12 protein-coding genes and 1 pseudogene are annotated in these 13,920 nt (G+C 51.0%); 11 read left to right on the forward strand and 2 right to left on the reverse strand.

The annotated features are described in order from the left end of the window. Positions 1-62: 62 nt before the first annotated feature. Positions 63-929 (forward strand): LysR family transcriptional regulator, encoded by an 867-nt coding sequence (locus KO503_RS15835; protein ID WP_215992526.1) that lies wholly within the window; start codon positions 63-65, stop codon positions 927-929. 634 nt (positions 930-1,563) lie between these two features. Here KO503_RS15835 and KO503_RS18050 read toward each other — a convergent pair. After that, positions 1,564-1,731 (reverse strand): annotated as a pseudogene (locus KO503_RS18050) (hypothetical protein); the annotation flags it as partial. A gap of 194 nt (positions 1,732-1,925) precedes the next feature. Continuing rightward, complete coding sequence (locus tag KO503_RS15845; protein WP_215992527.1) at positions 1,926-2,981, reverse strand: LacI family DNA-binding transcriptional regulator; 1,056 nt, start codon at positions 2,979-2,981, stop codon at positions 1,926-1,928. 178 nt (positions 2,982-3,159) lie between these two features. Here KO503_RS15845 and KO503_RS15850 point away from each other — a divergent pair, with 178 nt between their 5' ends. The 10 genes from KO503_RS15850 (at position 3,160) to KO503_RS15895 (ending at position 13,868) form a co-directional block, all read left to right on the forward strand. Continuing rightward, positions 3,160-4,674 carry a sugar ABC transporter ATP-binding protein gene (locus KO503_RS15850; protein WP_215992528.1) on the forward strand — a complete coding sequence of 505 codons (1,515 nt, stop codon included), beginning with the start codon at positions 3,160-3,162 and terminating at the stop codon, positions 4,672-4,674. A gap of 1 nt (position 4,675) precedes the next feature. Then, entirely contained in the window at positions 4,676-5,695 is a 1,020-nt protein-coding gene (locus KO503_RS15855) for an ABC transporter permease (protein ID WP_215992529.1), read from the forward strand. Between the two features lie 21 nt (positions 5,696-5,716). Then, entirely contained in the window at positions 5,717-6,766 is a 1,050-nt protein-coding gene (locus KO503_RS15860) for a substrate-binding domain-containing protein (RefSeq protein ID WP_252731136.1), read from the forward strand. Between the two features lie 159 nt (positions 6,767-6,925). Further along, on the forward strand, positions 6,926-7,885 hold the full coding sequence (locus KO503_RS15865) for a YncE family protein (RefSeq protein ID WP_215992530.1): 960 nt from the start codon (positions 6,926-6,928) through the stop codon (positions 7,883-7,885). After that, positions 7,885-8,892 carry a 4-hydroxythreonine-4-phosphate dehydrogenase PdxA gene (locus tag KO503_RS15870; protein WP_215992531.1) on the forward strand — a complete coding sequence of 336 codons (1,008 nt, stop codon included), beginning with the start codon at positions 7,885-7,887 and terminating at the stop codon, positions 8,890-8,892. The genes KO503_RS15865 and KO503_RS15870 overlap by 1 nt, the downstream gene beginning before the upstream one ends. Before the next feature lie 16 nt (positions 8,893-8,908). Further along, a complete protein-coding gene (locus tag KO503_RS15875) occupies positions 8,909-9,178 on the forward strand; it encodes an enolase C-terminal domain-like protein (protein WP_290122955.1) in 270 nt (89 codons plus the stop codon). 6 nt (positions 9,179-9,184) lie between these two features. Beyond that, the gene (locus tag KO503_RS15880) at positions 9,185-10,099 is read left to right on the forward strand and encodes a dihydrodipicolinate synthase family protein (protein ID WP_215992532.1); all 915 of its coding nucleotides are present in this window, start codon (positions 9,185-9,187) and stop codon (positions 10,097-10,099) included. Between the two features lie 155 nt (positions 10,100-10,254). Then, a complete protein-coding gene (locus tag KO503_RS15885; protein WP_303506665.1) occupies positions 10,255-11,304 on the forward strand; it encodes a LacI family DNA-binding transcriptional regulator in 1,050 nt (349 codons plus the stop codon). A 112-nt stretch (positions 11,305-11,416) separates the two neighbouring features. After that, entirely contained in the window at positions 11,417-12,505 is a 1,089-nt protein-coding gene (locus KO503_RS15890) for an ABC transporter ATP-binding protein (RefSeq protein ID WP_215992533.1), read from the forward strand. 34 nt (positions 12,506-12,539) lie between these two features. After that, positions 12,540-13,868: an extracellular solute-binding protein gene (locus KO503_RS15895; protein WP_215992534.1), complete on the forward strand. Its 1,329-nt coding sequence runs from the start codon at positions 12,540-12,542 to the stop codon at positions 13,866-13,868. Positions 13,869-13,920 lie beyond the last annotated feature (52 nt).

Consider the following 13,920-nt stretch of genomic DNA (forward strand, 5'->3'; position numbering starts at 1 on the left):
GTCAAATTTTATGTTTTGATATAAAGTGATAATATATTATTATCACTCGAGGCGAGATCCCCATGAATTTTGACCAAGTTAAAACCTTTCTGGCTGTGGCGAGGCTGGGGGCGGTGCGGCGGGCAGCCACGGCGTTGAACCTTTCGCAACCAGCTGTTTCAAATCGAATTTTGGCATTGGAAAAAAATCTGAATGTCACATTGTTTGACCGCAGCGGTGGCGGTATGCAATTGAGCCGCGCAGGCATTCTTCTGGTCCCTCATGCGGAAGTGTTAGAGCAGACGATGAACCGAATCCGCACTGAGCTTGTCTCATCAAAGCTGTTCGAATCTGTTTTGCGCCTCGGCGTTATTGAGACGGCAGCAGAAAGTTGGCTCGCTGAGTTTTTAACTCGTTTTCACCGTTTGTATCCGCGGGTTTTGGTTGAGGTGTCTGTCGATATCTCTGTAAATCTGCGCGAGCAAATGTTGGATCGCTCTCTTGATCTTGTGGTGCTGATGGGGCCGATTTCGGAGTATACGGTCACCAATGTGGCCCTCCCGTCTGTTGAAATGGGATGGTTTAAACAGGCTGGCACAGATGATCCTGATCTATCAAAAACGCCTGTCATTACATTTCACCGTAAGTCGCGACCGTTTCAAGAAATTCACGCCAATTTAACGCGGCTTTATGGATCGGGTGTACGCGTTTTCCCGTCAAGTGCTTTGTCGACGGGATTCGAATTGGTCGCGGCGGGTATCGGTGCCGGTGCCTTTCCCAAGATGACGTCGCACAGAAGCATGGAAAGCGGACGAGTCACTTGGTTTGACCCAGGTTGGACGCCCAATTCACTTGCTTTGTCAGCGTCTTTTTTACGCGAATATGAGGGAACATTTATCGAGAAAGCTGTGCAATGCCTGAACGAAGTGGCGCATGAAGCATCCGTTTGATATGCGTTAATATGATGTTCTGAGAGGGCGTTCTGGGGCGCTTATTGGGAAGATACCTCTGGATAGTGAGGGCCCTAAACACTTGCAGAATTTGCTCATTTTTCCAATCGCTCAGTGAGAGCGTTATTAAAGTTGAGAATTTGAAATGTCTCATGTCTGCGCAGCTGATCTTAGCGTCATGGTTGACTGCGAACGTAAAAATATTGGTTACCAAACTGGCAGCTAGATCCTACTCGCGAAATCATCGTAACTGCTCCCAAAGACCAGCATGCGCAACAGTCGTGATATGACTTAGTTTTTAACTGAACTGAGAAGCGCAATTGCCCAAGCTGGCAGGTCGAAGGTAATATTCAGTTCACCCTGTGCATCGCTTGAGAAAGATAGTCGACGTGTGATGCGCGCTACCGCATCGATTGCTTTGACGTCACTTCGACTGAGATTCAGAGGGTATCCAAGCGCCTGATATTGCGCCATCGCATTGCCATGTTCTTTATCGACGACCTCGATTTGGTATGCCGTATTGGCGGGCAGGTCTTTGATCGAAACAGAAATGGTGCGAGGTGCGCCTTGAGCAAGAACAGCATCGGCGACGTCGCGCGCGTCAAAAGATGCAGGAACAGATTGCGTGACTTCATCAGGGTAATTGTAAAAAAAGCCCCGTCACATCATTGGTTTGCCCATGTCGGGTGATGACCCCGTTTTGGGTCAGCGCAAGCAACTGATCACCCAGAGCAGATAGGAAACGATAGGCGTGATACGTTGGTTTTGGAATGCCGTGCTGATTTACTATCCCAAAGCCGCCATGAAAGGGTTCTTGTCCGCCGCCTTATGCTTATGATTGCGCCTAGATTAGTTTTGCAGTGATGGTTTTAAAGCCCGCTTGGACAGCGGGGCTAAACTGGCGTTCGATGTTTATCGATTTTGACCTTTTGCAACATATTGCGAGATTTAATCCCTCGGGCAACTGTCTTTGAAAGTCGCAATGCTGCGCAAGGGTCATGTCTTAGAATGATCTATGTCCTCATCAATGTCGGTTTTAAGCTGCATTCTACAGGTTGACCCTGGAATGAGTTTGAAACCAACGTCGCGGGTTCTTTTGATGGGGTGCTGATTGACCTGCGCCAATAGCATTTCAGCGGCAATTTGTCCGATCCGCAAATGGGGCACTGCGATGGAGGTCAATCGGTAAGGTTGGATCGAAGCAATCGGCAAATCGCCCCAGCCAGCAATGCCAATATCACGTGGAATTTCTAAACCTTGGCGTCGACAATATTCATAACCACCGACAGCCATGTTGTCGTTTTGATAAAAGATAACGTCCACATCTTTATGCGCAGCTAAAAGCTGTTCGGTTCCGTATAGCCCTGTGTAAAATCCGGGGACATCTTTCAGCAACAGTTTCTTTTTGACGGTGCCGCCTGCGTCTTCTGCGGCTTTGGTAAATCCGGCCAAGCGCGAGCTGGCGGCATTGGCTGTGTCATGCGATGTGCCGACATATCCGAATTTGGTGTAGCCAAGCTCGCCCAAATACCGGCCCATACTGTAGCCACTATCAAAATGATTTAGCCCGACACACATATCGAGCGGGTTTGAATTGAAATCCCAAATTTCAACAATAGGGATGCCAGCGCCTTTCAAAAGCTGCATCGCGCGCGGGCTATGCGAACGCCCTGTGACAATGAGACCGGCAGGCTGCCATGACAGCACTGTTTCAATCCATGCCTCTTCTTGATCCAAAGCGTGCTCGGTCATTCCCAGCACGGTTTGATGTGCGAAGGCAACGAGTTTTCGGTCTATGCCCTCTAGCAACTGTGCAAAAATTTCATTGCCCAGCTCAGGGATACTGACGCCCACGAACGTTGATTTTTTGTCGCCTGCAAAAACGGTTGCCAAGCGATTCGGTAGATACCCAAGACGGTCGACTTCGGCCATGACTTTATGACGTGTCTTTTCCGAAAAACCGCCCTCATCACGTATGACGCGACTGGCTGTCATCTTTGAGACACCGGCTGCACGCGCCACCTCTGCTAGACTAATTTTATTATTTTTCATGTGGTTGGAGGTATCTTTGCCTGACTGAGTTACCGGTAACATTTCATATTGACTTATCGTCACTCTCAACCAATGCTAGAGGAATGTTACGGGTAACTCAATAGTATGTTGAGGAGCATCGAGTGTCCCGCAGCTTAGCGTTTTCAAAAATTTGAAGACCAAATTGAGGGAGGACGGTGTGCCGGGGGCAACCAAAAGTAACTTGTTTTTTGACGGGATCAAAAAGCATTTCGGGGGCACCTATGCGCTTCGAGATGTGTCCCTCAATATTGAACGTGGCGAAATCGTTGCGCTTCTTGGCGAAAACGGCGCCGGAAAATCGACGCTGATTAAAATTCTTGGCGGTATTCATAAAGCCGATGAAGGCTGTGTGATGATCAATGGCGCGCCATATGAACACCGCCCTGGTGGCTTTGGTGAACGTCAGTCCGTTGCATTCATTCACCAAGATCTAGGCATGATTGAGTGGATGACTGTAGCCGAAAATATCGCGCTCGCGCTGGGGTATTCACAAAAGTCAGGGCTGATAAACTGGCGTGAGGTCAATGATTTCGCCGCCAAAGCCCTGACCAAAGTTGGCTGTGATTTTGATCCCACCACCCGCGTACAAGACCTTACAAGAACGGAAAAATCTCTTGTGGCGATTGCACGGGCCTTGGCTGTGGATTGTGATTTTCTTGTGCTCGATGAACCGACGGCTTCGCTGCCAGCGGATGAGGTCGAGGGGTTGTTTAAGGCGCTGCGACCATTGAAAGAGCAGGGCGTAGGGATGATCTATGTCTCGCACAGGCTTGATGAGATTTTCCAAATTGCAGACCGTGTTGCGGTATTGCGCGATGGCGAAATGGTAGGGCTGCGCAGTATTGATCATACCACCCCTGAAGAACTGGTCTACATGATCGTCGGGCGCAAAACGCGGCAAGTGATGAAGGTGAACCGAGATCTTGGGGCGCCTATACTAAAAGTCGACGCGATGCAGGTTGAAGCCGCTGGACCCGTGGATTTTGATTTGCGTGGCAATGAAATTCTAGGTCTCGTCGGGTTGCGCGGTGCAGGGCACGAGAGTGTTTCGCGGGCCTTATTTGGTGCGGAACCCTTTGAAGGCGACGTGACACTGCTTGGTGAGACGCCAGATTTGACCTCGACCATCACAGCGCTGGCCTCAGGCATCGGACTTGTTGCGCGAGATCGTACAGAAGAATCCGTGGCCATGCCTTTAACGCTGCGGGAGAACACATTCTTGAACCCCGGCGCGGTCGGACGTTCACTGTTTTCGTTCCTTAGCCCGCGCGCTGAGACCGCATTGGCCGAAAAAATCGGTGAAGATGTGGCGTTGTCGCCAAATGATCAGAGTATGGCGATTGAATCTCTTTCGGGGGGCAATCAGCAAAAGGTCGTCATGGGGCGTTGGCTTGAAACCAAACGCAAACTTTTGATCTGCGAAGATCCGACTGCGGGTGTGGATGTTGGCGCAAAGGCTGAAATCTATGCTTTGCTGAATCGCGCCATGGAGGAGGGGGTCGGCATTGTGATTGTATCGACAGATTTCGAAGAGATCGCGGCGGTCTGTCACCGCGCTATCGTCTTCAGTCAGGGTAAAATTGCCGAACAGCTTTCCGGCGCCGAACTCACCACAGAAAATCTAATTCAAGCGGCCTCTGCGAGAAATGCAGTGGCGCAGCGAGGACAATAATATGCAATCTCTTGACTCAAACGCGCTAGAACCCACCAAAGCTGAATTGAAAAACGCGTCATTGAAAACCCGCATGCTGCGGTATCTGCCTGTCTATGGTTTGGTTATTTTGACGGGCCTGTTGATTGTTTTGTTTTCAATCCTGCTGCCCAATACATTTCCAACGATGCTTAATCTACGAGCGTTGATTTCAGACAAGGCCATTATCGCTTTGCTCTCGCTTGGGGCTATGATCCCGATGGCGGCAGGGCGCATCGATTTAACCGTCGGATATGGCATCGTGTTGTGGCATATTCTTGCGATTTCTTTGCAAACGATTTTTGGCTTGCCTTGGCCTGTCGTCGTGGCAATCGTTTTGCTGCTTGGCTTGTTGTCCGGGTTTTTGAATGGTTGGCTGGTCGAAGTCGCGCATATCGACTCGTTTATCGCAACGCTTGGCACCGGCACGGTTCTTTACGCTTTGGCCCTTTGGCATACAGGTGGCCGCCAAATGGTTGGTGCGCTTCCTGACAGCTTTTTAGCACTCAATGGCACCTTTGTTTTTGGTCTACCGATCACTGGATTTTATGTGCTTGGGATCACGCTGACCATGTGGGTGGTGCTCGAATACACCCCCATTGGTCGCTACCTTTACGCCATTGGTGCAAATCAACGGGCCGCGCAGTTGAATGGCATTCCGACACGTAAATTTGTCATCGGCGCCTTTATGACCTCAGGCTTTTTAACCGCTTTCGCTGGTGTGCTGCTCGCATCGAAACTGCGTATTGGTCAGGCCTCGGTCGGCTTGGAATTCTTATTGCCTGCACTTGTGGGAGCCTTCTTGGGCTCGACCACGATCAAACCCGGACGGGTAAATGTTTGGGGCACAGTTGTCGGGGTTGCGATCCTTGCTGTGGGGATTTCTGGCATTCAACAATTCGGGGGATCCTTTTGGGTGGAACCGATGTTCAACGGTGTAACCTTGCTGATCGCAATCGGTATCGCAGGCTACGCTCAGCGTCGCAAAGGCGCGAAAAAATAACGGATCATATGGGAGGAGATTATGATGCTTAAGAAAAACGTGATGACGGTGTCTGTAATGGCATTGGCACTCGGTCTGGGACAGTCAGCTTTTGCTCAAGAGGACTTTGACGGCCCAACCACAGGACCAGCAGGTGCTGAGGGAAAATCGATCGTTATCGTGGCGGGAGATTTAAAAAATGGTGGCATCCTTGGCGTGACCAAAGGGATCGAAGAAGCCGCAGCCAAAATCGGATGGGAGGTTCGTGTTTTGGATGGGGCTGGGTCGATCCAAGGACGCACAGCGGCCATTGGTCAAGCCGTAGCTCTCAAAGCCGACGGTGTGATCATCAACGGTTTCGACGCGGTTGAACAACAAGCCGCACTTGAAGGTGTGGTGAAGGCGGACATCCCGATGGTGGCCTGGCATTCCGGCCCCATTATCGGCTGTGACGCGCCGGGTGGCATTTTTACCAATGTTTCGACGGATGCTATGGCCGTGTCTGAAGTCGCGGCAAAATGGGCTATTGAGGATGGAGGCGACAAGGTTGGCGCGATTATTTTCACTGACTCAACTTACCAGATTGCGATCGATAAGGCGAACAGAATTAAAGAAACCATTGAATCCATGGGGGGTACGGTCCTTGAATATGTGGACACACCAATCGCAGATACCTCTGCACGGATGGGGCCATTGACCACCAGCTTGCTGCAAAAATATGGCAGCGAATGGACCCATGCTTTGGCGATCAATGATCTGTACTTTGATTTTATGGGGCCAGCATTGGCCGCAGTTGGCATTTCAAGCGCAAAGGGCCCACAAGCGGGCTCTGCTGGTGACGGATCTGAGGCGGCGTTCCAGCGTATTCGCAGCGAAAGCTATCAAGCTATCACTGTGGCTGAACCTCTCAACTTGCAAGGATGGCAGCTCGTCGATGAGTTGAACCGCGCGATCCAAGGTGAAGCCTGTTCTGGCTATATCACGTCACCTGCCTTGGTGACATCCGAAGGTTTGGCCAAGATGGGTGAGAGCAATCAGTTCGACCCAGATATCCCGTATCGCGCCTCTTACGCCGCGATTTGGGACCAGTAAACGCTTAGGCTGCGGGCCATCTCTACGTTGGGATGGCCCGCGGTGTCGCACCTGCATTGATAGGTTTTAAACGTAGGGTTCTACAATTTGTGTTTGACCGGTTCAGATGTGAACGGTAATTGTGTTACCGGTCACAATTGGCGCTAAAAGGAGATTCGCGTGGCGCAATCCATGATGCTCATCGAAAAATGCAGCCACTGTGTGAGTTGGTATGACATCGACACCGGCGCTTTACAGGGACGGTTGGAGTTACCACAATACCCGCATGAATTCGTGGTCGATGCAGATTTCAAATATGCTTATGTCGGCCATTACGGTGTGCAAAATTCAGGTATGGACGGGACCAGCGGGCGTTCTGTGATCGTTGTTGATATCGAAAAGCAAGCCATCGCGCATATCTATGATTTGGGCGAATACGCACGCCCGCATGGCATTGAGCTAGACGCCCAAGGGCGGCTTTATGTGTTGTCGGAATGGACCGCGCATCTGTTGGTCAAAGACGATCCGCGCGCCTTTGATCAGGGCTGGGATTATATCACACCAACCGGCGGCACGAAATCGCATCTCTTTGCGTTGAGTGACGATGGAGAGACCGCATATTCGATGAATTTGATCTCTGGTGATGTGACGATGTTCAAACCGCGTGATGACACCTTTACACCTGTGTCACTCATAACGGGCGAGAAACCAGAAGGGCGCTGTTTGCGTGATGATGCAGGCATTTTGTACACCTCGCAGCGGGGGGACAACACCATTGCAGTCATCGATACCGAGCATTTGGAAATCCTGCGCAGTTTCCCCACGCCTCACGATCCTTGCCGCATCTATTACGACGCAAAACGAAATCGCCTTGTCACGATGAACCATTTTGGAGGGTCGTTCTCTGTCTTTGACGAGACAAGCGGTGAGATGCTTCACGAGCAAAAAACACCCGCCAACCCGCTGGCATTGTGCATCGATGATGAGGCGGATTTTGCCTATATTGCTGTCGATTGTGAGCAGGTGCAGCGATTTAATTTAGACACGTTCGAGGTCGTTCAGACCTTTAACACCGGCATCGAGCCAGACGTGATGGTGATTTTGCCAGACGGATATTCAAAACATTGGGAGGGGTTGTGATGAGCAAGCCACGTATTGCAATTGTGCCTGGAGACCCGTCAGGGATTGGGCCGGAACTTATCGCAAGATTGTTGAATGAAGAGGGGGTTCTAGAGGCTGCCGATATTGTACTCGTCGGGGACAGTCACCTTTGGCGTCAAGGTGCGGATCAAGCGGAACTTCCTGTCGCGCTAAACACGATTGAAGAGAGACAGATCGCAACGCAATCTGGTCTGTCGCATTTGGAAATGGAAACGATAGCCCCAGAAGATGTCAAAATATCCGAGGTCACAATAGCCGGCGGAACCACCTCGTTGCGCTGTCTTGATAAGGCGCTGGATTTGGCCCAAGCAGGTTTGGTGGATGGCGTGCTTTTTGCGCCCTTTAACAAAGCGGCGATGACATCTGCGGGTCTCAATGCCGAAGATGAGCACAAGTATATGGCGCGCTACCTTGGGTTTGAGGGGCACCACTCTGAGATCAACGTACTTGATGCGCTGATGACCACTCGTGTCACCAGCCACATCGGCATCAAAGATGTGGCGGCCAATATCAGTCAAGAAGGTGTCGCAAAGGCCGTCAATCTTGCCCATGATACCTTGCGGCGTGCGGGGCAGGAGCGGCCTAGAATTGCCGTGGCTGCGTTGAATCCTCACGCGGGAGACAACGGCAAGTTTGGCCGTGAAGAGATTGATATCTTGGAACCTGCGATTAAGCAATTCCAAGACAAACAGATGAACGTCACAGGTCCGTGGCCGTCTGACACTGTGTTTCTCAAAGCCATGCGCGGCGAAGTGGATGCAGTGGTGACAATGTATCACGATCAAGGTCAAATCGCGATCAAACTGATGGGATTTGAACGCGGCGTGACTGTGGCAGGGGGATTGCCCATCCCCGTTGCAACGCCTGCTCATGGTACCGCGTTTGATATCGCGGGCCAAAACAAAGCCAATGTCGGCGCAACGCGGCAAGCTTTTGAGCTGCTTGTGCGCATGGCAAAAAATCACCGTGCAGATCGCCACGCATAACACCGCAAAGGATAACATGGACGCCGCGCATCTCGCTGGCTTTGTTCCAGTGACCCCACATGCCGGACAAATGCACAATTATCACCTGACGATGGCCAATGTGAATCGTCCTGTTTTTGAGTATTTCCCTATGCATGACGTTGAGGTCGGCAACGAGCTGTTCTACTGTATTTTTGAAGGTGAGCCCGATGCCGTAGATGGCTACCTTGATCTGGATGACAACGCACCAGGCCTTGGGATTTCGATTTCGGATAAACACCTTCATAATTTTGATATAATGGAGTAAATCCGCATGAACCCCGCATATTCAGGCATTTGGCCAGTGGCACCAACCCCGTTTCATCCAGACGGAACCCTTGATCTGGATGGCATGAAGCGCGTGCTTGATTGCCTTATTGACCAAGGTGCGGATGGCATCTGTATCTTGGCTAACTTTTCCGAGCAATTCTTGATCTCTGACCTCGAACGCGAGGTGCTTACCAAGCTTTCTATCGAGCATATCGCAGGGCGCGTGCCGGTGATTGTCACCATCAGCCATTACGCGACACAGATTGTGGTGGAACGGGCGCGATTTGCAAAAAGCCTTGGCGCGGACATCGTGATGATGATGCCGCCCTATCACGGTGCATTGCTCAAAGGGACAGCGCAGCAAACCTATGAGCAATTCGCAGCCGTCAGTGAGGTTGGCATCCCGATCATGGTTCAGGATGCTCCTTTGTCAGGTGTCGATCTGCCGGTGCCGCTCTTGGTGAAAATGGTCACAGAGCTTGAGATGGTGAAACTGTTTAAAATTGAATGTCCGCGTGCGGCCAATAAACTGCGCGATCTCATCGCCACGGGCGGGGATGCTATTGAGGGACCGTTTGACGGCGAAGAGGCGATTACGCTTTTGGCCGATCTTGATGCGGGGGCCACAGGGACGATGACCTCTGGTATGATTGTGGACCAGATCAAACCTGTTCTGACTCATTTTTACGCTGGACGCAGCGATGAGGCCACTGCCGCCTACGGTCGCGTTGCGATGGCGATCAATCATGAAAACCGTCAATGTGGTTGGCAGTCTTGCAAGGCTGCAATGGTTGAGGGCGGCGTTATCAAGTCTGAGTTCTGTCGCCACCCAATTGCGCCACTTCATGCAGATATTCGGTCTCGCCTTATTAGCTTGCTCAAACCGCTTGATCCTATTGTTTTGAATTGGGGTAAGTAAGGACTGAACAGAAAACCTCAGCCAAGCGGAGCGTTACACCGCTTGGCTGAGGTGATTGAAAAGTGCTTTCGTAATTTAAGTTACACAATGGGCGGCTGGATATGCCGAAGCTTCGGCGCTAAAGTCTTCACAAGTCTAAAAGTGAAAGAGTTTTTGTGCCCGATCGTTCCAGCCCGTCAGACAAGCCCAAAACGCAAGTGACCATGCGCGACGTTGCCAAAGCTGCTGGCGTGTCGCGCATGACGGTCTCTAGGGCGTTGAAAAAAAACAGTCCTATTGCGGCTGAGACCCGTGAACATATTCTTAAGATCGTGCGCGATCTCAATTATGTACCTGATCAAATGGCTGGCAGCCTAACGACAAAGAAATCGGGCTTTGTCGCAACCCTTTTGCCCTCATTAAACAATCTGCACTTTGCGCAAACTGTACAGGGTTTGACCGAAGAGCTTGAGAAAATAGATCTGCAAATTTTGCTTGGCCACACGGCTTATTCTGCAGAGCGCGAGGAAGTTTTGGTCGAAGCCTTGCTTCGGCGTAGACCCGAAGCGATGGTGCTGTCCTATGATGGTCACACCGAGCGCACTTATGAACTTTTGAGCAGTGTTGATATTCCAATTATAGAAATTTGGGAACGACCAGATCGCGCCATCGGGCACACAGTTGGGTTTTCTAACAAGGATGCGTCGTTTCGCATGACGCAAGCTTTGATCGCTAAGGGCTATCGCAACATTACTTTTTTGGGCGAAGAGGACGACAGTTGGACACGCGGCGCTGCGCGACGTGCGGGCTTTGTCGATGCCATGACCGTTGCGGGGCTGGATGCGTCGCGCATCGTGCAATATGGTGCGCCGCCTTTGTCGATTGACGTGGGCGCGCTTGCCGCAGAGAAAGTCATGCAGAATTGGCCTGACACAGATTGCATATTCTGTGTGTCAGATTTGGCCGCTTTTGGTGTGCAAAGCTATTTATTGAGCAAAGGTGTTCAGATTCCTGCTCAGGTCGCGATAGCTGGGTTTGGTAACTTCGAAGTATCGCGCTTTGCGTCGCCCTCTATTTCCACCGTTATGGTTGATCCTTTGACGATTGGCCGTGAGACGGGGGCGTTGATTACGCGCCTTTTGAAAGCACGCGGGGCGGACGCCAGCACGAATCATATCGAAGTTCCCGCAGACCCAATTTTCAGGCAAAGCACCGATAATTCATAGTTAGCTGAATTCGTTGTATTTATTCCTTTGCATTTTTTATTGTTACCGGTCACATATATGCTATTGTGACCGGTAACAGGCCGAGGGTCTGGCGAAAATAGGGGGGGAGACTATGCCAAAGATTGTCTTAGAGGGGCTGGTAAAGCGCTACGGTTCTTTTGAAGTGTTGCATGGTATCGATCTTGAAATGGAAGAGGACGAGTTTACCGTTTTTGTAGGGCCCTCTGGTTGTGGTAAATCCACGACATTGCGGATGATTGCTGGTCTTGAGAGTGTCACTGAAGGTGAGATTTACATTGACGGAAAACCTGTCAGCCAGCTTGAGCCAAAAGCCCGTGATCTGGCCATGGTGTTTCAGGATTATGCCCTTTATCCCCATATGAATGTCGCAAAGAACATGTCTTTTGCATTGCGATTACAGCGCATGCCAAAGGCCGAGATCGACGCAAAAATTTCTGCTGTGGCGGAAACATTGGGTCTCACAGATTTTTTACATCGCAAACCTGGCGAGCTGTCTGGCGGTCAACGTCAACGCGTCGCGATGGGGCGGGCTTTGACGCGCGACAGCAGTACGTTTTTGTTCGATGAGCCGCTGTCCAATTTGGACGCAAAACTGCGCGGACAGATGCGTGCCGAGTTGGCTTTGATGAGCCAACGTGTCAAAAAAAACATGATCTACGTCACACATGACCAGATCGAGGCCATGACCTTGGCCGATCGGATCGTCGTGATGAATGGCGGGTACATCCAGCAGCAAGGCAGCCCTGAAGAGCTGTTTAAAAATCCTGCAAATAAATTTGTTGCGGGCTTCCTTGGTATGCCGCCAATGAACTTTCTCGACGGCGAGATTACTGAAAAATCCGGCGAGATATTCGTTCAAGGGCAGGGGTTCAGTGTGAAGCTGTCACACCAGAAAGCTGAGGCCGCTCGCGCTCATAGTGGGCGCTCAGTCACGCTTGGCGTTCGCCCCTCTGATCTGGTGTACGACCCCGCAGCAGCCGAGGACCAATCCTTACTCGTGAGCATCATCGTGTCGGAATATATCGGCGCGCAAACTGTGCTGTTATGCGATTGCGGCGGCCAAAAGGTGGAGGTCGAACTCAAATCGACTATTCCAATTGACCGCAACGGACAGTTGCGCTTCGCGATCAATCCTGAGGGTGTGCATCTGTTTGATAAAAAGACAGAAATCGCTCTCTAATACCTTCAATATTTTCATTTTCTGGGAGGAAAAAATGCTAAATATCAAAACAACTGTTGTGGGGGCTGTATCGGCTCTCATGATGACCACTGCGGCGGCTGTTGCCGGTCCGTATGACGATTATGCAGGCACAACGCTGGTTGTGAACTTTCCTGCGCACCCGCATTACGATGCTGTGATGAAGGTGCTGCCTGAATTCACCAAAGAAACCGGAATTAAAGTTGAAGTCGATCAGCTTCAGTATCTTAAAATGCGTGAAAAACAGACGCTTGAGTTGACAAAAAACAAAGGCGACTACGATCTTATTGCCTATGTGGTCTTCTCAAAGGCCGATTATGTTTACGCCGATCAACTTGAGAATCTCGCACGGTATTTCATGAATCCAAAACTGTCTGATCCAGCCTATGATGCGGCGGATTTGGTGGAAGGATACGTTGGCAATATCGGTGTGTCAGGTGGTGAAAAAGGCTATCTTCCGGGTCCAACAGGATCATTGTTTGGCCTGCCATTTGGCTCTGAGACATCCATCCTTGGATATCGTCAGGACATTTTCGACAAGCATGGCTTGAAAGTGCCCTCCACCTATGAAGAGCTGCTTGATGTGGCCTGTCAAATCCCGCAGCTTGAACCAGGAATGGGCGGTCTAGCATCACGTGCGGCGTCTGGACACGATGCAAGTCACGCCTTTTTGTTGCACCTCGCGCCTCTTGGTGGTCGTATTTTTGACGACAACTGGAACCCGATCATGAACAACGCCGAAGGTGTTGCTGCGGCTGAGACGCTAAAGACCATCGTGGATTGCGGCACAGAAGGTGCGGCCACATTTGGCTTTGCAGAAGCTGCGGCATCTTTCTTGCAAGGCACATCCGCGATGTACTTGGATTCAACGGTCTTTGCGGGGCAAGTGAACGATCCTGCAAAATCCAAAGTGGTTGGCAAAGTCGCATGGGCACCGCACCCCGTTGGTGTGCGGGCTGGGTCGCAAACCGGTGGGTTCGGGATCGGTATTCCAAGGAACGCGCAAAACAAAGACGCCGCGTTTTTGTTGATGCAGTGGCTGACGTCTAAGAAAGCGGACAAAATGATCGCTTTGGCCGGCGGCAATCCCTCACGGTATTCAACCCATGCCGATGCTGATGTGAACGCAAAGTTCCCCTACATGGCAACCTTTGGGGACGCGTTGAAAAATGCGGATCCAGACTGGCGTCCCATCATCCCTGTGTGGGGTAAAATCAACGCTGATATTGGCACCACCATGTCGCAAGTGATCACAGAAGGCACTGATATTCAGGCGGCTTTGGATGGAGTTGCTGAACGCACCAAGGCCATCATGCAAGACGCTGGCTATTACACTTGGCAATAAGCTGAACAACGCGCTTCGCGGTCCCGCGGAGCGCGCTTTCAAGACTTTCCCT

The sequence above is a fragment of the Pacificibacter marinus genome, assembly GCF_018860505.1.
Classification (GTDB): Bacteria; Pseudomonadota; Alphaproteobacteria; order Rhodobacterales; family Rhodobacteraceae; genus Celeribacter; species Celeribacter marinus_B.